The sequence below is a fragment of the Curtobacterium sp. PhB142 genome (assembly GCF_004341255.1).
In the GTDB taxonomy this organism is placed as follows: Bacteria; Actinomycetota; Actinomycetes; order Actinomycetales; family Microbacteriaceae; genus Curtobacterium.
The window spans coordinates 183474-205483 of record NZ_SLUT01000003.1 but is presented as its reverse complement, the minus strand read 5'-3'; the positions used below and the strand labels follow the sequence as shown (position 1 = coordinate 205483).

General features: G+C 70.7%; 18 protein-coding genes, 1 tRNA gene and 1 other RNA gene. 12 read left to right on the top strand and 8 right to left on the bottom strand.

The features are described 5' to 3' along the window. Window positions 1–195 precede the first annotated feature (195 nt). The gene (locus EDF31_RS07185) at window positions 196–870 is read right to left on the bottom strand and encodes an SDR family oxidoreductase (RefSeq protein ID WP_131845678.1); all 675 of its coding nucleotides are present in this window, start codon (window positions 868–870) and stop codon (window positions 196–198) included. Window positions 871–907: 37 nt separating this feature from the next. Here EDF31_RS07185 and ffs point away from each other — a divergent pair. From ffs to EDF31_RS07125, 12 genes are all read left to right on the top strand, one after another. Beyond that, an RNA gene (gene ffs, locus EDF31_RS07180) (signal recognition particle sRNA small type) lies at window positions 908–1004 on the top strand. A gap of 253 nt (window positions 1005–1257) precedes the next feature. After that, window positions 1258–4074 carry a DNA polymerase III subunit gamma and tau gene (locus EDF31_RS07175; protein ID WP_131845677.1) on the top strand — a complete coding sequence of 939 codons (2817 nt, stop codon included), beginning with the start codon at window positions 1258–1260 and terminating at the stop codon, window positions 4072–4074. Continuing rightward, window positions 4074–4673 carry a recombination mediator RecR gene (gene recR, locus EDF31_RS07170; RefSeq protein WP_111084231.1) on the top strand — a complete coding sequence of 200 codons (600 nt, stop codon included), beginning with the start codon at window positions 4074–4076 and terminating at the stop codon, window positions 4671–4673. The genes EDF31_RS07175 and recR overlap by 1 nt, the downstream gene beginning before the upstream one ends. Before the next feature lie 116 nt (window positions 4674–4789). Next, window positions 4790–6055: an aspartate kinase gene (locus EDF31_RS07165; protein ID WP_131845676.1), complete on the top strand. Its 1266-nt coding sequence runs from the start codon at window positions 4790–4792 to the stop codon at window positions 6053–6055. 32 nt (window positions 6056–6087) lie between these two features. Next, window positions 6088–7140 carry an aspartate-semialdehyde dehydrogenase gene (locus tag EDF31_RS07160; RefSeq protein ID WP_131845675.1) on the top strand — a complete coding sequence of 351 codons (1053 nt, stop codon included), beginning with the start codon at window positions 6088–6090 and terminating at the stop codon, window positions 7138–7140. Between the two features lie 105 nt (window positions 7141–7245). Next, on the top strand, window positions 7246–8733 hold the full coding sequence (locus EDF31_RS07155) for a malate:quinone oxidoreductase (protein ID WP_131845674.1): 1488 nt from the start codon (window positions 7246–7248) through the stop codon (window positions 8731–8733). A 46-nt stretch (window positions 8734–8779) separates the two neighbouring features. Further along, window positions 8780–9886: an Rv2578c family radical SAM protein gene (locus tag EDF31_RS07150; RefSeq protein WP_131845673.1), complete on the top strand. Its 1107-nt coding sequence runs from the start codon at window positions 8780–8782 to the stop codon at window positions 9884–9886. Window positions 9887–10039: 153 nt separating this feature from the next. Further along, on the top strand, window positions 10040–11293 hold the full coding sequence (locus EDF31_RS07145; RefSeq protein ID WP_131845672.1) for an ATP-binding protein: 1254 nt from the start codon (window positions 10040–10042) through the stop codon (window positions 11291–11293). After that, on the top strand, window positions 11290–12564 hold the full coding sequence (locus EDF31_RS20175; protein WP_207896140.1) for a hypothetical protein: 1275 nt from the start codon (window positions 11290–11292) through the stop codon (window positions 12562–12564). Before EDF31_RS07145 ends, EDF31_RS20175 begins: the two co-directional genes overlap by 4 nt. Next, window positions 12551–13252 (top strand): response regulator, encoded by a 702-nt coding sequence (locus EDF31_RS07135; protein WP_235035937.1) that lies wholly within the window; start codon window positions 12551–12553, stop codon window positions 13250–13252. Before EDF31_RS20175 ends, EDF31_RS07135 begins: the two co-directional genes overlap by 14 nt. Then, a complete protein-coding gene (locus EDF31_RS07130) occupies window positions 13252–13878 on the top strand; it encodes a thymidine kinase (RefSeq protein ID WP_131845671.1) in 627 nt (208 codons plus the stop codon). Before EDF31_RS07135 ends, EDF31_RS07130 begins: the two co-directional genes overlap by 1 nt. A 375-nt stretch (window positions 13879–14253) precedes the next feature. Beyond that, window positions 14254–15315 (top strand): LLM class flavin-dependent oxidoreductase, encoded by a 1062-nt coding sequence (locus tag EDF31_RS07125; RefSeq protein WP_131845670.1) that lies wholly within the window; start codon window positions 14254–14256, stop codon window positions 15313–15315. Between the two features lie 107 nt (window positions 15316–15422). Here the strand turns inward: EDF31_RS07125 and EDF31_RS07120 are convergent, their stop codons facing one another. The 7 genes from EDF31_RS07120 to EDF31_RS07090 all read right to left on the bottom strand — a co-directional run bounded on the left by EDF31_RS07120 (window position 15423) and on the right by EDF31_RS07090 (window position 21988). Further along, window positions 15423–16040, bottom strand: coding sequence for a response regulator transcription factor (locus EDF31_RS07120; RefSeq protein WP_131845669.1), 618 nt, complete (start codon window positions 16038–16040; stop codon window positions 15423–15425). Beyond that, complete coding sequence (locus EDF31_RS07115; protein WP_131845668.1) at window positions 16037–17065, bottom strand: ATP-binding protein; 1029 nt, start codon at window positions 17063–17065, stop codon at window positions 16037–16039. The genes EDF31_RS07120 and EDF31_RS07115 overlap by 4 nt, the downstream gene beginning before the upstream one ends. A 58-nt stretch (window positions 17066–17123) precedes the next feature. Continuing rightward, on the bottom strand, window positions 17124–17609 hold the full coding sequence (locus EDF31_RS07110; RefSeq protein ID WP_131845667.1) for a hypothetical protein: 486 nt from the start codon (window positions 17607–17609) through the stop codon (window positions 17124–17126). Continuing rightward, the gene (locus EDF31_RS07105) at window positions 17606–18058 is read right to left on the bottom strand and encodes a hypothetical protein (protein ID WP_131845666.1); all 453 of its coding nucleotides are present in this window, start codon (window positions 18056–18058) and stop codon (window positions 17606–17608) included. The genes EDF31_RS07110 and EDF31_RS07105 overlap by 4 nt, the downstream gene beginning before the upstream one ends. A gap of 247 nt (window positions 18059–18305) precedes the next feature. Further along, window positions 18306–18379: transfer RNA gene (locus tag EDF31_RS07100), tRNA-Pro, on the bottom strand. 91 nt (window positions 18380–18470) lie between these two features. Beyond that, window positions 18471–19427 (bottom strand): metallophosphoesterase, encoded by a 957-nt coding sequence (locus EDF31_RS07095; protein WP_131845665.1) that lies wholly within the window; start codon window positions 19425–19427, stop codon window positions 18471–18473. Beyond that, window positions 19424–21988 (bottom strand): transglycosylase domain-containing protein, encoded by a 2565-nt coding sequence (locus tag EDF31_RS07090; RefSeq protein WP_131845664.1) that lies wholly within the window; start codon window positions 21986–21988, stop codon window positions 19424–19426. The genes EDF31_RS07095 and EDF31_RS07090 overlap by 4 nt, the downstream gene beginning before the upstream one ends. Window positions 21989–22010: the final 22 nt, after the last annotated feature.

Sequence of the window (22010 nt, the reverse complement as noted above, 5' to 3'; positions counted from 1 at the left end):
AGGAGGTGCGCACGGTGCGGACGGGAGGCGCGGGGCGGGCTGGCGCCGTGCCTCCCGTCCGGCGCTGTGTCGCGGTCACGGCACGGTGCGGCCTGGGTGGGCTGGTGCGGGGTTGGTGGCTGGGTGCGCGCTTGTGGCGCGGCACGGAGCGTGCAAGCTCGCACGGGGTGACGAGGTGCGCACGGTGCGCGCGCCTCAGGACAGGGCGTCGAGGGCCGCCGGGATCGGCGTGTTCCCGCTCGTGACCTCGAACTGGACCCCGACGGCCGAGTCGTCGAGCAGCGCGTGCAGCACGACCGTGGCGACGTCGGCACGGGGGATCGAGCCGCGCGGCACGGTGCGCCCGACGTCGACCGTCCCCTGCGGTGGGGTGTCGAGCAGGCCTCCCGGACGCACGATCGTCCACCGCAGCCGTCGGGCGCGAAGGTTCGCGTCGGCCTCGGCCTTCGCCCGGAGGTAGACCTGGAACACGGCGGCGTCGTCCTTCGCGGGGACCACCGCGGCCTCCGGGTCGTAGGTGTCCGCCGCCATCGCCGACACCATCACGTACCGGTCGATGCCCGCGCGCTCCGCGGCGTCCGCGAGCAGGATCGCGCCGTCCCGGTCGACGGTGAGCTTGCGCTCCGCACCGCTGTTCGGCCCGGCGCCGGCGGCGAACACCACGGCATCGACCCCCCGGAGGCGCAGTGCCAGGTCGTCGTCGCCGAGCTGTTCGAGGTCCGCGACGATCGCCGTGGCGCCCTGCTGCTCCACGTCGGCGACGTGTGCGGGGTTGCGGACGATCGCGACGGCGTCGTGTCCGGCGTCGGTGATCTGGCGGGCGAGGAGCAGTGCGATCTGGCCGTGTCCTCCGGCGATGGCGATCTTCATGTGTCAATCCTGCCCGGTCGCATCCGGTAGAGTTGTCGGCGGCTCCTCACGTGACGCCATCCAGGTGAACTCCCCCAGGGCGGAAACGCAGCAAGGGTAGCCGGGCTCTGGCGGGTGCGTGGGGAGTCTTTTCTGTCTCCGCGGGGGGAGCCGGGGCTGTGTCCGTCTCCGGCGCGGGTGCGTGGGGAGTCTTTTCTGTCTCCGCAGGGGGAGCCGCGGCTGAGCCCGAGCAGCGTCCCGCACCGCGCCTCCTGTCCGACCCCGTGTCGGCCGGGAGGCGCGGTGCCGTCCGTGCGCTCGGCCCAGCCCGCGCAGGCGGTCCGGTCCAGTGCCCGTGGACCTGTGGAGGGGCACGCGGGTGTCGGTCGTCCCGGCTACCCTGGTCGCGTGGTCACCGCCCTGTATCGCCGTTACCGGCCCGAGAACTTCGCCGAGCTCATCGGGCAGTCGCAGGTCACCGACCCGCTCCGCACGGCGCTCCGCACCAACCGCGTCAACCACGCCTACCTGTTCAGTGGCCCGCGCGGCTGCGGCAAGACGACCTCGGCCCGCATCCTGGCGCGGTGCCTCAACTGTGCCGAGGGGCCGACCGACACTCCGTGCGGCGTCTGCCCGAGCTGTGTCGAGCTCGCCCGTGACGGCAGCGGCTCGCTCGACGTCATCGAGATCGACGCCGCGAGCCACAACGGTGTCGACGACGCGCGAGACCTCCGTGACCGCGCCGTGTTCGCCCCCGCGCGCGACCGCTACAAGATCTTCATCCTCGACGAAGCGCACATGGTCACCCCGCAGGGGTTCAACGCGCTGCTCAAGCTGGTCGAAGAACCGCCGGAGCACGTCAAGTTCATCTTCGCGACGACCGAGCCGGAGAAGGTCATCGGCACCATCCGGTCGCGCACCCACCACTACCCGTTCCGGCTCGTGCCGCCCGCCGTCATGCTCGAGTACATCGAGCAGCTCTGCACGCAGGAGTCCGTGACGGTCGCACCCGGCGTCCTGCCCCTGGTCGTGCGCGCCGGCGGCGGTTCCGTCCGCGACACCCTGTCCCTGCTCGACCAGCTCATCGCCGGCAGCGAAGACGGCGCGATCGCCTACGAACGCGCGGTCGCCCTGCTCGGCTACACCGACGCCGCGCTGCTCGACGACGTCGTGGACGCCCTCGCCGTGGCCGACCCGGCCTCCGCCTTCGCTGCGATCGACCGGGTCGTTCAGACCGGTCAGGACCCGCGTCGGTTCGTCGAGGACCTGCTCGAGCGCTTGCGCGACCTGATCGTCGTCGCGGCGACGAACGAGAGCGCCGCAGCGGTCCTGCGCGGTGTCTCGCCGGACGAGCTCGACACCATGACCCGGCAGGCCGGTGTCTTCGGTGCCACCGGGCTGTCCCGTGGCGCGGACATCGCGAACAAGGCGCTGACCGACATGACCGGAGCGACCTCGCCCCGGCTGCACCTCGAGCTCATGACGGCGCGCATGCTCGTGCCCGAGGCCGACGACACCCAGCGCGGTGCCCTCGCCCGGGTCGAGCGGCTCGAGCGCCGCGTCGGTGTCGGGGACGCCGGCGGACACCAGGCACCGTCCGGCGCAGTCGCGGCGCCGGGGTCCACCCAGCCGGCCGCCACCAGCACGGCGCCCGCACCGGCCCCGTCGTCGGCTGCGGCACCGCGTCGGCAGGAGCCCGCAGCGCAGCAGATCCCCGCCGCCCAGCAGGCCCCGGCCGTCCAGCAGGCGCCGGCGGCGCAGCAGGAGCCCGCCGCGCAGCAGGCTCCCGCCGCGGCGTCGGCGAACGCGGCTGCGGCGGCGCAGTCCGCCGCCGGAAGTGCGGCACGTGACGCCGCAGCCTCCTGGGCCGCAGCCGTCCCGAGCGCTCCCGAGCCCGCTGCTCCGACCACCGAACGAGTCAGTGCTTCGTCCACGGGCCAGGGCACGACGATCGGTGACGAGCCGGCGGTCCGGACCGTCGGCGCCGTGGGCTTCCAGCAGATGCGCGACGCCTGGCCGCAGATCGTCGAGCACGTGCAGCACGCCAAGCGGTCGGCGTGGTCGGTGGTCGTCACCGCACAGGTGACCGCGCTGCGCGACGACGTGCTGACCCTGACCTTCCCGAGCCAGCAGGACGTCGCCTCGTTCAAGGAGATGTCCGACCCTTCGGCCAGTGTGAGCGAACTGCTCCGCGCCGCGATCATGGACGTCATCGGGCTCCGCGTGAAGTTCGTCGCCCGCGGTCCCGGAGGCCCTGGTCAACAGCGCACCCCGGCTCCCACGCAGCAGCCGTCCGCCCCGGTCGGCCGTCCGGCGCCGGCGAGCCAGCCCGCTGAGCAGGCGCAGCCGCAGTCGCAGCCGCAGCCGCAGACGTCGTCGGCGCCGCAGTCCGCCGCGCCCGCTCCGACGTCGGCCCCGGCCCCGGCCTCCGAGGCCGCTGCAGCCACCGGGGACGGTCCGGCCGCCCCTGCTGAGGCCGCCGCCTCCGCAGCGCCCGACACGACGGCGGCACCCGAACCCGCGGCGTCCACGCCGGAGTCCGGTCCCGCCGCCACCGAGCCGGAGCCCCGTCCGGCGCAGGCACCCGCTCCGGCGTCGGCGTCGGCTCCCGCTGCTGCGTCGGCACCCGCTCCCGCGCAGGCACCCGCCCCGGCGCAGGCGCCCGCACCGTCCGGCGCACCCGTCACCGACTGGGCGGTCGCGACGATCCCCGCGAGCGACCCCACCGCCGACGCCGTGCCCGAGTCCGTCGAACCCGGCTGGGCGGCCCCCTTCGGCACCGCTCCGGCCGCCGCGCCCGTCGCCCCGGCGGAGTCCGTCGACCCGCAGCAGCCCCGGTCCGAGGCGCCAGCGCAACCCGCCGGTGCCACCGCACCGCAGGGGGTGGAGCCGACCGACGTCGGACCGCAGGCGGCGTCGTCGACGGTCGCCGCGCCTCCCGGAGGACCCGTCGTACCGGGCGTGCCCGTCGACGACTACCCGCTGGACGACGAACCGTACGACGACGGCGCGCCGTTCCCGGACCCCGGTCACGGCCGATCGGCTGCAGCGCCCGCGCAGGCGCCGACCGCCCCGCGCGCGCAGACCGCCCCGCCGGCCGCGCCGCGGACCGCACCACCGGCGCGTCGTGCGCCGGTCGCCGGTCGCTACGGCGAGGCCGTCGTGCGTGAGATCCTCAATGCCCAGTTCATCGAGGAGACCGCTCTCCACCAGGATGGTGCCTGATGTACGACGGGATCGTCCAGGACCTCATCGACGAGTTCGGTCGCCTGCCGGGCATCGGCCCGAAGTCGGCGCAACGCATCGCGTTCCACATCCTGCAGACCGAGTCGTTCGACCCGTCGCGGCTGTCCGAGCTGCTGGCGGACGTCAAGGAGCGCGTGCGCTTCTGCGAGATCTGCGGCAACGTCACCGAGAACGTCCAGTGCAGCATCTGCCGCGACCCGCGCCGGTCGCCGGCCACGATCTGCGTGGTGGAAGAGGCGAAGGACGTCGCGGCGATCGAACGCACCCGTGAGTTCCGCGGGCTCTACCACGTGCTCGGTGGCGCGATCAGCCCGATCGACGGCATCGGCCCGGACGACCTGCGGATCCAGCAGCTCATGACGCGCCTGGCCGACGGCACGGTCGAAGAGGTCATCATCGCGACCGACCCCAACCTCGAGGGCGAGGCGACGGCGACCTACCTGAGCCGGCTGCTCGTCCCGATGGGCATCCGGACGACCCGGCTGGCCTCGGGCCTGCCGGTCGGCGGCGACCTCGAGTACGCCGACGAGGTCACGCTCGGCCGCGCGTTCGAGGGCCGTCGCGTCGTCGGCGGCTGAGCCCCACGCAGGATCGTTGCGTGTGGGGCGGCTCGCACGCAACATCCTCGAAACACCGACTACCATTGTGAGACCGCGTGACCTCGCGGTGTCGCCGTCTCCGGGAGTACCAGCCAGTGGCCTTGATCGTGCAGAAGTTCGGTGGATCCTCCGTCGCGGACGCCGAGAGCATCAAGCGCGTGGCGAAGCGGATCGTCGAGACGAAGAAGGCCGGCAACGACGTCGTCGTCGCGGTGTCGGCCATGGGCGACACCACCGACGAACTCGTCGACCTGGCGCACTCGGTCACCCCGATCCCCGCCGGCCGTGAGCTCGACATGCTCCTGACCGCGGGGGAGCGCATCTCGATGGCGCTGCTCGCGATGGCGATCAAGAGCCTCGGGGTCGAAGCCTCGTCGTACACCGGCAGCCAGGCGGGCATGCTCACCGACGCGCAGCACGGCAAGGCGCGCATCGTCGACGTCACCCCGAAGCGCGTGCGCGAGGCGCTCGACTCCGGCCACGTCGCGATCGTCGCGGGGTTCCAGGGGTTCAACCGCACGACGGGCGAGATCACCACGCTCGGCCGGGGCGGCTCGGACACCACGGCCGTCGCCCTCGCCGCCGCGCTCGACGCCGACGTCTGCGAGATCTACACCGACGTCGACGGCATCTTCACCGCCGACCCTCGGGTCGTGCCGAAGGCCTGCAAGGTCGACCGCATCACGAGCGAGGAGATGCTCGAGCTCGCGGCGTCCGGCGCCAAGGTCCTCTACATCCGTGCCGTCGAGTACGCCCGCCGGCACGGCGTCACCCTGCACGTCCGGTCCTCGTTCAACAACACCGAGGGCACCATCGTCTACAACCCTGCCGAGGGGGAAACCGTGGAAGAACCGATCATCACCGGGATCGCCGGAGACCTCTCCGAGGGGAAGATCACCGTCGTGGGCGTCCCGGACCAGCCGGGCAAGGCCGCCGAGATCTTCACCAACGTCGCACGCGCCGGGGCGAACATCGACATGATCGTCCAGAACGTGTCGGCAGCGTCGACCGGGCGGACGGACATCTCGTTCACCCTGCCGAAGGACCAGGGCCAGACCGTGCTCACGGCGCTCGAGGTCGCGAAGTCCGACATCGGCTACGAGAGCATCCAGTACGACGACCAGATCGGCAAGCTCGCCCTGGTCGGTGCCGGCATGCGCACGAACGCCGGCGTCTCGGCGAAGCTCTTCCGCGCGCTGCACGACGCGTCGATCAACATCGAGATGATCTCCACCTCGGAGATCCGCATCTCGGTCGTCACCCGCGCCGACACCCTCAACGAGGCGATGCGGGTCGTGCACAACGCGTTCGACCTCGACGCCGAGGCCGAAGCCGTCGTCCACGCCGGCACCGGCCGCTGACCCACGCTGACCCGCTGAACCAGGAGCACCGCATGAGCACCCTCACCGTCGCCGTCGTCGGCGCCACCGGACAGGTCGGCGCCGTGATGCGTCGTCTGCTCGAAGAGCGCGCGTTCCCGGCCGACCAGGTCCGGTTCTTCGCGAGCGCCCGGTCCGCCGGCACGACCCTGCCGTTCCGCGGCGAGCAGATCGTGGTCGAGGACTCCGAGCTGGCCGACCCGTCGGGCATCGACATCGCCCTGTTCTCGGCCGGTGCCACCGCCTCGCGGGCCCTCGCGCCGAAGTTCGCCGCCGCCGGGGCACTCGTCGTCGACAACTCCAGCGCCTGGCGCATGGACCCCGAGGTCCCGCTCGTCGTGAGCGAGGTCAACCCGCACGCGATCGACCAGGCCCCCAAGGGGATCATCGCGAACCCCAACTGCACCACCATGGCGATCATGCCGGTGCTCAAGGTGCTGGACACCGAGGCCGGGCTCCGCCGTCTGGTCGCGACGACGTACCAGGCCGTCTCCGGCTCCGGGCTCGCCGGCGTCGAGGAACTCCTCGGCCAGGCGCGAGCCGCCCTCGAGCAGGACACCGCAGCGCTCACCCACGACGGTTCCGCCGTGACGTTCCCCGAGCCGGTCAAGTACGTCCGCCCGATCGCCTTCGACGTCGTGCCGCTCGCCGGCAGCATCGTCGAGGACGGCCTGGGGGAGACCGACGAAGAGAAGAAGCTCCGCAACGAGAGCCGCAAGATCCTCGAGCTCCCCGACCTGCTCGTCGCCGGCACGTGCGTGCGAGTGCCGGTCTTCACGGGCCACTCCATCTCGGTGCACGCCGAGTTCGAGCGTGCGCTGTCGCCCGAGCGTGCGACCGAGATCCTGTCGAGCGCACCGGGCGTGGAGCTGTCGGACGTGCCGACGCCGCTGCAGGCCGCCGGCCAGGACCCCGCGTTCGTCGGGCGCATCCGTGCCGACCAGTCCGCACCCGAGGGGCGTGGGCTCGCACTGTTCGTCAGCAACGACAACCTGCGGAAGGGTGCAGCGCTCAACGCGGTGCAGATCGCCGAGGCGATCGTCGCGCGCCGCACCGTCGCCGCGTAGCCGTACCGTCGCCGCGGAGCGGCAGAGTCGCCGCGGAGCGGCACGGCCGCACGGTCACCGCGCGCGGCTGACCGGCCTGTCGGTCGACGCCGGTAGGATCGACGGGTGGCAGTGAAGCAGGTGGACCCGATCGATGTCGTCCTCGTCGGGGGAGGCATCATGAGCGCCACCCTCGGCGCGATCATCCACCGGCTCGAGCCCTCGTGGAGGATCCGCGTGTACGAGCGTCTCGGCGCCGTCGCGCAGGAGTCCTCGAACCCGTGGAACAACGCCGGCACCGGGCACTCCGCGCTCTGCGAGTTGAACTACACGCCCGAGCTCGCCGACGGTCGCGTCGAGATCGCGAAGGCCGTCACGGTCAACGAGCAGTTCCAGGTCTCGCGGCAGTTCTGGTCGCACCTGGTCGAGATCGGCACGCTGCCCGACCCGTCCAACTTCATCAACCCGACCCCGCACATCTCCTTCGTCTGGGGCGCGGACAACGTCGAGTACATGCGCAAGCGGTACGAGGCCATGCGGGGGCACCCGCTGTTCGCCGGGATCGAATTCTCCGACGACCCCGCCCAGATCCGCAAGTGGGCGCCCGCGCTCATCCCCGGTCGCAAGAAGGACCAGCCGATCGCGGCGACCTACTCGGCGGCGGGCTCCGACGTCGACTTCGGGTCGCTCACCCGGCAGCTGTTCGACCAGCTCGAGCTCGACGGGCTCGAGTTCGAACCGAACCACCAGGTCAAGAACATCTCGCGGGGCAAGGACTTCGACGGCTGGGCGCTCGACGTCCTGAACGAGGTCGGTCGGTCGACGCAGAAGATCGCCGCGAAGTTCGTCTTCGTCGGTGCCGGCGGTGGGGCCCTGCAGCTGCTGCAGAAGTCCGGCATCCCGGAGATCCGTGGGTACGGCGGCTTCCCGGTCTCCGGCGAGTTCCTGCGCACCGACGATCCCGAGGTCGTGCAGAAGCACGCAGCCAAGGTCTACGGCAAGGCCAGCGTGGGGGCGCCGCCGATGTCGGTGCCGCACCTGGACACCCGCATCGTCGACGGCAACGCGTCGCTGATGTTCGGGCCGTACGCCGGGTTTAGCCCGAAGTTCCTGAAGCAGGGGTCGCTGCTCGACCTGTTCAAGTCGATCCGACCGCACAACCTGCGCCCGATGCTGAGCGTCGCGTTCTCCAACTTCGACCTGGTGCGCTACCTGATCGGCCAGCTGCTCGCCTCGAAGCAGACCAAGTTCGACGCGCTGCGCGACTTCATGCCGAGCGCCGAGCCCGAGAACTGGCACAAGATCATCGCGGGCCAGCGGGTGCAGGTCATCAAGCCGGACAAGGACAAGGGCGGGGTGCTGCAGTTCGGCACCGAGGTCATCACGGCCGCCGACGGTTCGATCGCCGGGCTCCTCGGGGCGTCGCCGGGGGCGTCGACCGCGGTGCCGATCATGCTCGGCCTGCTCCGGAAGTGCTTCCCCGACCGGTGGGACGGCTGGCAGGACGCCGTCCACGAGATGGTCCCGACCTACGGGCAGGACCTCGGAGACGACCCCGCCTTGGCCGACGCCACCCTCGAGCGCACGGCGAAGGTGCTCGGCCTGCACCACTGACCAGCTCCGGCTTGCGGCCCGTTCGAACATGTGTTCGAATGACGGCATGCGGTGGAGTGGACAGGCGATCGATGCCGAGCAGAGCGATGCACTGCCGGGCATGGAGTCGAACAGCGGGTTCGTCCGGAGTGTGACGACGCCCGAGTTCGCGGGTGTCACGTTCCACGAGGTGCTGGCGAAGAGCGCGCTGAACCGGGTGCCGAGCGCCGACGGTTCCGGCACCTACGGCTGGACCATCAACCCGTACCGGGGGTGCAGTCATGCGTGCGTGTACTGCTTCGCGCGGCCGACGCACACCTACCTCGAGTTCGACGGCGGAGCCGACTTCGACCAGCAGATCGTCGTGAAGACGAACGTGGCCGACGTCCTGCGGCGTGAGCTCGGCAAGCCCACGTGGGACCGCCACCCGATCGCGCTCGGCACGAACACCGACCCGTACCAGCGTGCCGAGGGCCGGTACCGACTGATGCCCGGGGTGATCCAGGCGTTGGCGGACAGCCGCACACCGTTCAGCATCCTGACGAAGGGCACGCTGCTCCGGCGCGACCTGCCGCTCCTGGCCGAGGCGGCGAAGGTGGTGCCGGTCGACCTCGCGATGTCGATCGCCCTGTACGACGACGACCTGCAGCAGTCGGTGGAGCCCGGCACGCCCACGACGGCTGCGCGGCTCGCCACCGTGCGGGCGATCCGCGACGCCGGGCTCGACTGCGCGGTGTTCCTCATGCCCGTGCTGCCGTACATCACCGACACCCGTGCACACCTCGACGACGCCGTCGGTCGGGCGGCGGCGGCCGGTGCCACGAGCGTCATGTACTCCGCGCTGCACCTGCGGCCGGGCGTGAAGCCGTGGTGGTTCGAGTGGCTCGGACGCGAACGGCCTGACCTGGTGGCGCGCTACCGGGCGATGTACCTCGACAACACCTTCGCGCCGAAGGACTACCGCCGCTGGCTGTCGGAGCGCATCCGACCGATCCTGACGGCGCACGGCGTCGGCCTCGGGCGCGTGGACCCGGCGACGGGGTCGATGGGCTTCTCGGACCCCTCGACGGTGCCGCAGGAACAGTCGATCCCCACGACGTCGCCGCTCAAGCGCGCGGATCCGGGCTTCGACCGCCGTCTGCTCCGACCGGTCGCGACACAGACGTTGTTCTGAGCAACGAAGGTTGCGCGTTCGGGGGACATCGGTGCGTGGTGGGGGCCGGTATCATCGACCGGGTCGCCGAACGGACGCTGTTTCGGGGTACACGGTCAGCACCGAGGTGTTTGATCGTGGGCGGCATTCCCGCCACCCGGAAGGACCCATCTCGTGCTCGGCATCCCCACGCACCTCGCTCCGCGAGTGAACGCGTGGTCGACGGTGCGGGCCTTCCACGCCGGTGCGATCGGATCGTTGGTGGCGGCGGCGATCGCGCTGTTGCTGTACCGGTTGTCCGAGCCCGACGTGCAGGTGATCAGTGCGGTCCTGGCGCTCGTCCCGATGCTCGGCATGATCGGCGTGCACGTGCAGTTCGGCACCTGGCGCTCCGCGGTCGCGTTCCTGGTCGTCGGCGGCGTCTGTGCGTGGTGGTTCGCGATGGTCGTGCAGCAACAGGTCCCGTTGGGCTGGGTCACCTCGTGCCTGCTGTCGTTGGCGGTCATCCCGCTCATCCTGGTCGGCGGTGCCGGCGCGGTGCCGAGCCGCGTCGTGCTGTGGTCCTTCCTCGGCTTCCTGACCGGACGGGTGGCGACGTGGATCGCGGTCGTCCAGGCCGACGGCCCACCGCGTCCGCTCGTGCTCGCCTGGGTGACGCTCGGCTTCGTGGTCGTCCTGGTGCTGTTCACGAGCCGGAGCACCGGTCGGTCGGAGCGGGTGCAGCCGGAGCTGTTGCGCTCGGCGCGTGAGGAGCACGTCTCCGCGTACCGTGCCGGGGTCGAGGCCGAGGCGGCTGCGCTCCTGCACGACACCGTCCTGAACCACCTCAACGCGATCGCCCTGGCGCCCGACGGGCCGATGGACCCGCACCTGGCACGGACGGTCGAAGCCGACGTCGCCGTCCTGACCGGCAAGGGGTGGCTGGCACCGGCCGCCCGGCAGCGACCGGGTGCAGCCGTCGACGCGTTCGCCGTCATGGTCGACGAGCACCGTGCGGCCGGTCTCGATGTCACGGTTTCCGGTGATCCGTCCGCCCTCGACCGGCTCGACCAGCGTGCCGTCACCGCGCTCGTCCGCGCCGTGGGGCAGTGTCTGGCCAACGTCCGCAAGCACGCCGGTGTCGACGCGGCCGAGGTCAGCGTCTTCGACGACGGTGCGTCGTGCACCGTGATGGTGGTCGACGACGGTCGCGGTTTCGACGAGGGCTCCACTGGCTCCGACCGGATGGGCCTGCGTGGCTCGGTCCGCGACCGCATCGGTCGGGTGGGCGGCGACGTCCAGATCTGGTCGTCGCCCGGTTCGGGCACGAGCGTGATGATGACGGTGCCGTTCGGACCGGTCACCGCCACGACGGACGCCGTGGCCACCGACCACGCCGGCACCGTGGTCCCCGACGAGGTCGGCGGCGTGCAGGGAGCCGACCGGTGAGCGCCACGACCGAGGCCCGTCGGACCGCGCAGCAGTACGACCCGCTCGGCGCGATGGGGTCGCGTCCGCTCGCGATCGGGCTCGGCGCCGCCAGCATCGTCTGGGCGCTCCTGGTGTCCGTGTTCGACCGTGACGTCGTGGGCAGCCCCACCCTCAGCGCACTCACCGTCATCCTGGTCGCGGCGTCGGCAGCGGTCGTGTTCACCGCCTCGAGTCCGTTCCGAGCACCGTTCCCGCGGTGGGCCTTCATTGCGCACGTCGGGCTGCTCGGCCTGGCGTCGGTGACGAGCGTCGCCGCGCAGTGGGGACCCGACCGCAGCGCGCTGAACGACTTCATGTCGCTCATCACGGCGACCGGCATCGTGATGGTCGCGCCGTACCGGCCCTGGACGGACCTGACCATCGGCGGCGCCCTGCTCGCCGTCGTCAACGCCGCGACCTGGGGCGTCGGTGCAGCGACGTTCCCGCACGAGATCCCCGTCGCCGTCGCGGCCTTCCTCGCGGCAGCGCCGACCCTGGTGCTGACCGCTGCGTCGGCCGTCTTCGCGTGGACGTTCGCGGGTCTGGCCGAGCGGGTGCAGATCCGGGCCGGTTCCTACTCGGTCGAGCGTGCGGAGCGGGACGGCATCGCGGCGAGCGTGCAGCAGGACCGGTCGACGATCCTCGCCCGCGACGTCGCACCGTTCTTCGCCGAGCTGCGCACGCGCGAGGTCATCACCGACGCCGACCGCGAGCGGGCACGGCTGATCGCCGACGGCATCCGCCGGGCGATGGTCGCCGACGCGGACCGCACGTGGTTCGAGCAGGCCGTGCGCGTCGAGGGCGGGAACGCCCCGGTCGTCGACGACCCGGGCGGGCTCGCCGCGCTGCTCGACGCCGACCAGCGCTCCGTGGTGCGGACGTTCCTGCGGGCCGCGTTCCGTGCCTCGACCGTCGACCCGGCCGGGTTCCGGGCAACGCTCCGACGCGCGGACGGGCAGGACGACGCGGCCACACGCGGCGATGCAGCCCGCACCGACCCGGCACGCACCGACCCAGCCCGCACCGACCCGGCCCGCACCGACACCGCCCGCACCGACACCGCCCGCACCGACACCGCCCGCGACGCTCGCGTCCTGCTCGAACTCGACCTCGCCGTGGCCGACTCCGACATCGGGATCCACCGCACCTTCGACCCCTACTTCGCCGTCCTCCGTGTGACGTTCCCCGACCTCGACGTCGCGGTTCGTCCGTCCGCCCTCGCACTAAGGTTCTCCTATGACCAGCACTGACCCGAACAGGCTCTCGGAGGGGTCCCCGTCCCTCCCGAACCCGGGGGCACGACGTGTGCGGTTGGCCATCCTCGACGACCACGAGGTGCTGCTGGACAGCCTGTCGAGCTGGATCGCGGTGAACGCGTTCGACTTCGACCTGGCCCTGACCGCGCACACCTGGCTCGAGATGGTGCACAGCGACAGCTTCCCGACCGACCTGGTGTTCCTCGACTTCCAGCTCAAGGAACCCGTCTCGATCGAGGCCCGTGTCCGCACCTGCCGTGCCGCCGGCGCGAAGGTGATCGTGCTATCCAGCGTCGACAGCCGCGAGTCCCGCGATCGTGCCCTGGCAGCAGGCGCCGCGGCGTTCCTGTCGAAGTCCCTGCCGATGCGCGAGGTCATGGACGTCGCCCGCGAGATCATGGGCGTCGCACGCGAGACCCCGCAGCCGCGCGAGTGGCGTCCGCTGCCCACCGGAGCGGCCGCGCACCAGCGTCCGAAGCTCAGCCACGGCGAGGAAGAAGCGCTCCGGCTGTACGTGTCCGGCTACTCGACCAACGAGGTCGCCGCGCAGATGAACGTGCAGTACGAGACCGCGAAGACCTACCTGCGCCGGGTCCGCGAGAAGTACAGCAAGGTCGGCCGTCCCGCCTCGAAGAAGTCCGACCTGATCCGGCGGGCCGCCGAGGACGGGTTCCTCGCGTAGTGGCGAAGCTCTACTTCCGCTACGGCGCGATGAACAGCGGCAAGAGCACGGGGCTCCTGCAGGCTGCCTACAACTACGAAGAGCGCGGGCATCGGGTCCTGCTCGCGAAACCCGCGGTGGACACCAAGGGCGACCGTGAGATCGTGTCCCGCCTCGGCGTGAGCCGCACCGTCGACCTGGTCTTCGCCCCCGACGCCGACGTCCGGTCCGCGGTCGCCGCGGCCGGCGCCGTCGACCCCGAGTCCGACCGCCTCGACGGCATGGTCCGCGCGGTCAGCTGCGTCCTGGTCGACGAGGCGCAGTTCCTCACTCCGCAGCAGGTCGACGACCTGCTCCGCATCGCGGTCCTCGACGAGATCCCGGTGATCACGTACGGCATCCGCACCGACTTCCGCACCGAGGCGTTCCCGGGCAGCGCCCGCCTGCTCGAGGTCGCGCACTCGCTCGAAGAGCTCAAGACGATCTGCCGCTGCGGTCGCAAGGCCGTCTTCAACGCCCGCACGGTCGACGGCCGGTTCGTCTTCGACGGCTCGCAGGTCGCCATCGACGGTGTCGACGTCGCCTACGAGTCGCTCTGCGCCAACTGCTACCTGACGGAGTCCGGCGGCCGGCTCGACGGCGCCTGACCCGCGCTGCCGGCAGATCGTCACACACCGCTCGCGTTCGCCGAGCGGACACGTCGCGCCGCCGGTCCGCCCGTCGGGCGACCGGACGCGACCAGTCCGCGAGGTGCGCGCGGCAGGTCGTGACCGCTCGGCGCTCGAGACGCGACCGCAGACGGCCTGGAGGCGCGGTGCAGCCCCGCCACGGGCCTCCCGGCCGTCGCGCCTGACGTCCAAGGCGCGCCGCATGCGTCCGCCGTTCGGTCGCGAACCGTCGCTTGTGCGACGTCCGGGCGACGCCTGGTGACCGGTCGGCCGGCGGACGACGGCGTGTCCTGACTGGTGGTGGAGGCGGTCTCCTCGTGGAATGCGTGCGCCGCGGCGCGCGTTGGTGACCACATGAGCGACGACACCCTGCACCTGTCCGTCCTGGACCTGGCGACGCGCGAGTACGGCCAGTCCAACACCGAAGCCCTGCAGGGCTCGATCGACATGGCGGTCCACGCCGAGAAGCTCGGCTACGAGCGGTTCTGGGTCGCCGAGCACCACGGCATGCCCGGCATCACCTCGTCGGCCCCCGCGGTGCTGCTGAGCGCCGTCGGCGCGGCCACCTCGACCATCCGCATCGGCTCCGGCGGCGTCATGCTGCCGAACCACGCACCCCTCGTCATCGCCGAGCAGTTCGGCACGCTCCGAGCGCTGTACGGCGACCGCGTCGACCTCGGACTCGGCCGTGCGCCGGGCACCGACGGGGCGACCGCGATGGCGCTGCGCCGCACCGACCGGCTCGACGTCGACGACTTCCCGGACCGCCTGGCTGACCTGATCGGGTTCTTCACCGGTATGTCCGCGGACAACCCGTTGTCGGGCATCCGCGCGGTGCCGGGCTACGGCGACGTGCCGGAGTTCTGGCTGCTCGGTTCCTCCGGGTACAGCGCGCAGGTGGCCGGGGCGCTCGGCGTCTCGTTCGCCTTCGCCCACCACTTCGCGTCGGACAACACCGAGGCGGCGCTCGCGCTGTACCGCGACTCGTTCCGGCCCTCGCGGTTCCGCCAGACGCCGAACGCGCTCATCGGCGTGCAGGTCGTCACCGACGAGGACCCGGCCGTCGTCGACGAGCAGAGCGCTCCCGGGATGATCTCGTTCATCCGGATGCGGCAGGGCGCGAAGCCCGAGCCGGTCTCGATGGACGAGGCCCGCGCGTACGAGTTCAACGACCTCGAGCGTCGGTTCATCGCCGCGCGTACCGAGCGCCAGGCGTACGGCACCGCCGACCAGGTGGCGGACAAGATCAACGCGCTCGTGGAGTCCACCGGGGCGAACGGCGTGATCGTCGCTCCGGGTTCTGCGCAGGCGCGGTACCGGCACCAGGCGCTCGACGTCGTGGCGGGGCTGCACGCCGCGGGGCGGCTCGTGCGCGCTGGCGCGTCGGCGTCCGCGTCGGCGCCGGCGTCGGTCTAGCTCGTTCGTTCGCTCGTTCGCTCTTCCGTTCGTTCGCTTGGTGAGCAGAAATGGTCGGGTCGCCGTCGGGCACCCGACCATTTCTGCTCACCAAGTGGAGCGGAGCCTCAGGTGAGCAGACCGAGGCGCGTCGCCGCAGCCACGGCGCCGACCCGCGAACCGACGTCGAGCTTCCGGAACACGTTGTAGACGTGCCGCTTGACCGTGCCGATCGCGAGCTGCAGGTCCGCCGCGATCTCGGCGTTGGTGCGCGCAGCCGCGAGGAGCCGCAGGACCTCGAGCTCGCGGTCGCTGAGCGGTGATCCCGCGCGGGCCTCGGTGACCAGGTCGACCGGGAACGTCACCGGCGCGGCATCGGCGTGTGCGGCCCGGGCGATGCGGTCGACGAGCTCGCGGCTCGGGGTGTCCTTCGTGACGAAGTCGACCGCGCCGGCGTCGAGCAGCGTCCGGCGCAGGACGGCGTCGCGGTGCATCGTGAGCACCACCACGCGGATGTCCGGACGGGTGCGGCGCACCGTGGCGATCGTCGTGCGTGCCGGCGGACCGTCGAGCTCGACGTCGAGGAGCAGGACGTCGATGGCGGCAGCTTCGGGGGAGTCGAGGACGTCGGACGGACGCTCGCCGTGCGCGACCACGCGGATCGTGGGGACGGCGGCGAGGATCGTGGCCAGTCCTTCGCGGAACAGCTGGTGGTCGTCGACGATGGCGACGTGCGTGACGGTCACAGCGTGCCCCTCGGGATCGTCAGGCGGACGGTGGTGCCGGTGCCTGGGGTGCTCTCGACGTCGAGTCGCGCGCCGATGACCGCGGCCCGCTCGCGCATGGTCTGCTGCCCGAGGCGTCCGTCGGCGTCGGCATCGGGGTCGAAGCCCTGACCGTCGTCGGAGACCGTCACGACGAGGGATGCCGAGGCCCACGCGAAGTGCACCTCGGCGGCGGAGTCCGGAGCGTGCTTCCGGCGGTTCGTGAGCGCCTCGAGCAGGATCGTCAGCGCTTCCTCCGCCTGCCAGTTCGGCAGGTGCTCGGGCGTACCCGTGGTGCTGAACGACAAACGGTCGTCGTCGGAGAACAGGTCCTGGGCGTGCCGGGCGAGCGCATCGTCGAGCAGGGCGTCGCCGACGCGGGCGTGCAGGCTCACCGCGAGGTCCTGCACGTCGCCGAGTGCTCCGCGCAGCAGCCGTGCGGCGTCGTCGAGCTGGTCGGCACGTTCGCCGGCCGGGGGATCGGTCAGCAGCACCAGGTCGAGCCGCTGCAGCCCGGCGAGGATACCGTGCGCCACGCGGTCGTGCAGGTCACGGGCGATCTGCGTCCGGGAGTCCAGGTGCGCCGTCGTGACGCGCTGGCGCAGTGCTTCCGTGTAGGCGACGGCCCCGGCGGGGAACCGGCTCCAGATGCCCGCGTGCAGGGCCCTGGTGGCACGCAGGACCTCGGCGGTGGACTCCGCGCCGACCTCGTCCACGAAGAGCGGCAGGTAGGCGTCGAAGAGCATCTCCGCGGCGAGCATCGCGCCGGCGGGGTGCTGGGACTGTTCGGCGTGCAGAGACCCGGAGGCAAGGTGCTCCGGATCGAGGTACGCGCCGCTCACCACGCTGTCCTCGGCACCGGCGGCGTAGCGCGCGTGTGCCTCGGCGATCATCGACGTCACGTTGTCGACGAGGTTCTGCGTGAGGACCGGGTCGTCGGCGAGTTCGGGGAATCGTGCTTGGATCTGCTCGGCTATCGCTGCGAGGTGAGCGCTCGGATACTGCATGACGCGCTCAGGCTACCGCAGCGTCTGACTCGTCAGTGAGCAGCGTCCTGCTCGCTCATCAGGGCACCAGCAGCACCCTGGCGATTGCGAGGATGACCGGCACAGCGGAGACCACGACGAGACCGCTGTAGCGCGCCCAACGCGGCATCCGCCGGCCGAGAGCTGTCCTGTACACGAGCACCGTCGCAGCCGCGATGGCGGGGCTGCTCGCGGACACGACCGAACCCGCCGGGTGCGGGTCCGTCGCCGTTCCGAGCACCGCGAGGAGCGTCAGGAAGCCGAACAGCGCGGCGATCGGGATGACCGCGCAGAGCGACCCGACCGTGGCCCATCGTCGCTGATCGGCCATCGTCCGCCTGGTCATCGCCAGTCCGTAAAACAGTGACAGGACCGCGCAGAGGACCACCGGCAGGAACAGGTGCGGCTGCAGTCCTGTCCGGCCCGAAGAATGCGTGATGAACTGCGCAGCGCTGTGCGCGCTCACCGCACTCAGCACGAGTGCGGTGAGGAACGCGAGGACGGCGGCCCGTGGTCCGGTCGTCACGACATCGGGTCGAAGAAGCCATACAACGTGATCATCAGCCCGGGCAGGACCGCGAGCGCGACGACGGTCAGCCAGCGGTGTCGCGGATCACGGACAGCGAACCCGACCGTGTAGGTCGTCATGGCGATGGCGTAGACGAGCGGGGTGCCGAGCAGGCTGATGAACGACCGGAACGACCTCCAGCTGACCCACGGTGGTGCTGCGGGAACGAATGACAGGACTACGAGCAGGAACAACGAGGCCCCGAGGATCAGCCATCCCACGATGAGCCCGAAGTGGACGGCGCTCGCGGACCGGGAGAGCGCGCTCCCGGTCGCACCGACGAGCCCGCAGATCACGACCGTGGCGGCTGCGAACCCGAGGTACCCGCCGAGGTCGAGAGTGCGGTCGGCCGATTCCGTCCGTGTCGTGAGTGCGGCGATCAGCAGGTACACGATGGCGAGGGTCACGACGGGAAGGAGGACTGCTGCAGCCGTCCGCGCGAGCACCTTCGAAATGCAGACCCATCGTCGGTCGTCAGCTCGGGACCGGTCGGCGCGTGACATCGCTGTCGAGGCTATCCGTGTCGTCGCGGCCGGGGGGAGCGGCGGCCACGTCGTGTGTCGGGAGGTGTAGTGCCGAGCGCCCGACCGTGGAGAAGCAGAAGGCCCCGGTTCCGGAGAACCAGGGCCTTCTTCGTACTGTCTCAACACAGTGTCGGGGTGACAGGATTTGAACCTGCGACCTCCTCGTCCCGAACGAGGCGCGCTACCAAGCTGCGCCACACCCCGCGGTGTGATCACTCCGTACCGGAGCAACCCGACAATACTATCCGATGATCGGGGGTGCTCACGACCATCCGGCGAACTCCCGGGCGCGTCGTCAGGAGGTTCGGGCGGTGAGGGTGACGACGACCGCTTCGGGCCGGCAGGCGAACCGGACCGGCGCGTAGATCGAGGTGCCGAGACCGGCCGAGACCTCGAGCCACGACCAGTGGTTCCGGTGCTCCCACTTGTGCAGCCCGCTGACGTACCGGCGGGGGAGGTCGCTGTTCGTGACGAGGGCACCGACCCCGGGCACCTGGACCTGGCCGCCGTGGGTGTGGCCAGCGAAGATGATGTCCGCACCCTGGGTGACGAAGGCGTCGAGCACGCGGCGGTAGGGCGCGTGCGTGACTCCGATCGCGACGGGAGCGGGGCCGTCCTCGTCCTCGGACCAGGGCACCTCGCCGCGCATCTCGTCGACGTTGGTGGGGAGCAGGTCGAGCCGGTCCCAGTCGCGGTGCGCGTCCGAGGTGCCGAACAGCTCGAACCGGGAGCCGCGGAGCTCGATGGCGCGGGCGTGGTCGTTCAGGTCGAGCCACCCGAGGGACTCGAAGAACGCCGTCTGCCGGTCGATGTCGAGCTCGACGGGCTTCGCCTCGCTGTGCATGCGGCTCGGGCCGGAGAAGTACTTCAGCGGGTTGCGCGGCGACGGTCCGAAGAAGTCGTTCGACCCGTACGCGAACGCGCCGGGAACACCCCGGAACGGCTCCAGTGCGTACTCCACCGCCGCGTTCGCCGTGGGGTGCCCGAGGTTGTCGCCGGTGTTGACGATGAAGTCCGGCTCCACCAAGGACAGGTCGCGCAGCCACTGCTGCTTGTCGGCCTGCCACGGGGCCATGTGGATGTCGGACAGGTGCAGGACGGTGATGTCACGCGACCCCGGCGGGAGGACCGGGACGGTCTCCCACCGGATGCCGAAGCGTCGACGCTCGACCAAGGAACCCCAGGCGAACGAGGCGGCGCCGACAGCCGCGCCGGCTGCGAGGACCCCGAGCGCGGCGCGACCGCGGGTCACTTGCAGTCCTTGGGCGCCTTGCCGTTCTTGTCGCCGTACAACTGGACGTTCACGTCGGCGTTCTTGTCGGCGGCGGCACCGATCGCGGGTTCGACGGCTGCGACCTTGCAGGTCTTGTTGCCGCCGCCCTTCGCGAAGTCGTCCGACACGTTGACGTTGCCGAAGCCGGCGTCGTTCAGCGCCGAACGGGCATCGCCGAGCGAGTCGCCGCCGATCTCCGGGACGGTGGCCTGTGAGCCGTCCGACGTATACACGGTCACGGCCGATCCGGAGGACAGGAGCGACCCTGCTGCGGGTGAGGTCGTGGCCACGGACCCGGCCGCACCGCCGCCGGGCTGCTGCCCGCCGTCGACGTACGAGAAACCGGCACCCGAGATGGCAGCACGAGCCTCGTCTGCGCTCTTGCCGCGGACGTCCGGGAGCGCCTTGGCGTTCCCGCGGAGCGCGGAGGTGTTCGGATCCGTGAACGGACCCGCCGGGTAGGTGGCGTTGATCGGTGTCATCGCCTGCTTCCACACGTCGGCACGGACGCCGGCGTAGGTGCCGTTCACCCCATTGCTGTAGTGCCGGAGGTTGTTCTGCTTGCCGTCGGTGTTGCCCTGCCAGTACGCCGTGGCGACGCGCGAGCTCGAACCGACGAGCCAGATCTGGTTCGCCGTGTCGGTGGTACCGGTCTTCGCGAACAGCTGCGTACCGTCCGGCGTCTGCGCCCCACGGGCCGTTCCGCTGGTGATCGTGCCCTTCATCGCGTAGACGGCTGCGTGCGCGACCTCGGGGTCGATGGCCTGCTTGCAGTCCTTCGTCTGGCCGCCGAGCTGCTTGCCCGACGGTGAGGTGATCTGGTCGATGGCGATCGGCTTGCAGTAGATGCCGTTGTTCGCGACGGCGGCGTACGCGGCGGCCATGGTCATCGGCGCGATGTCGTTGGTGCCGAGGACCGCCGACGGGTTGTACTGCAGCTCGCCACCGTCAGCGCGGTGCACGCCGAGGGACTCCGCGGTGTCTCGGATGTCGCAGAGGTCCAACTTCTGCGCCATGTTGAGGAACGCGAGGTTGATCGATCCGGCGGTCGCAGCGGCCACCGTGTAGTTGCCGCTCTCACCCGGGCTGTCGTTCTTCGGGTTGTAGTCGCCGGCGTAGACGGACTGCCCACAGGCGGTCCAACCCGTCGACATGTTGCGGGGAGCGCCACTCACGACCTCGTTCAGACCGTGTCCGGCCTGCAGCCAGGCGAGCAACGTGAAGAGCTTGTACGTCGAGCCGGTCTGGAACCCGCCGGAGTTGCCGTACTTGTAGTCGACGCTGTAGTTGATGGACGTCGATGTCGGCGCGGACTTCAGGGACTGGTCGTAGTCCTTGTTCTGCGCCATCGTCACGATGCGGCCGGAGCCGGCCTCGATCGAGTTGAGCGTCGCACCGAGCGCCAGGTTGGTCTCGGCCTTGTTGTCGTAGGTGTTCACGAGCTGCTTCTGCTCGGCGTTGAGGTCGATGTTCAACGACGTCTGGATCTTGTAGCCGCCGTTCCGCCACGCGGTGTCGCGCGCCTTCTGCGACGAGCCGAGCTGCGACATCTCCTTGACGACCTTGACCGCGTAGTCGCAGAAGAACTGCGAGCCGTCGCCGACCGATGCCCGGCAGCCCTGCGAGGGCTCGGTCAGGTGCACGTAGTCCGCGGGCTTCGACAGGCGAGCCGTGCGGTACTCGGCCTCGGTCAGGTTCTTCTGGTCGTACATCGAGCGCAGGATGACGTTGCGCCGCGCGACGTTGGCGTCGTACTTCTTCGGGCTCGACAGGTTGCGCGCCTCGGGGTACTGCACGATGGCCATCAGCGAGGCGGCCTCGGCCGGCGTCAGCTTCGTCGCGCTCTTGTTGTAGTAGTGCTGTGCCGCGGCCTGCACGCCGTAGGTCTGGTCACCGAAGTAGGCGATGTTCAGGTAGGCGGTGAGGATCTCCTTCTTGGAGTACTTCTTCGCCAGTCCGATCGCGAGCTTCATCTCCTCGAGCTTGCGGGGGATGGTCTGCTCAACGGCCTCGTTGTAGGCCTTCTGCTGCTCCTTCTTGGTGGGGAGCTCGAGGGCCTGGTTCATCTTGATGTTGCGGACGAGCTGCATGGTCAGCGTCGACCCACCGCCCGAGTCGCCGAGGCCGCCGGCGATGCTGCCCACGCCGGCACGGATGAGCGAGGTCATGTCGACGCCGCCGTGGCTGTAGAAGCGCTTGTCCTCGCCGTCGATGGCGGCGTTCTTCAGCTGGTCGCTGATCTGGTCGAACTTCAGTTCCTGCCGGTTCTGGTCGTAGACGGTCGCGAAGTGCACCGACTTGCCGCCTGAGTACGCGTACAGCTCGTTGCGCTGCGGCAGGTCACCGATCTCGATGTACTCCGGCAGCGACTCGAACACACCGATCGTCGACGTCGTCGTGACACCGGCGACCGCGATGGCCGGGGTGACCCCGATCGTGACGAGCAGGCCGGCGAGGGCACTGAACCCGACGAATCCGATGAAGGCGCCGACTGCTGAGACGGGCTTGGTCCGCGAGGCAGACGTCTTCTGGGCAGACATAGGATGCAGCCTAAACGACACC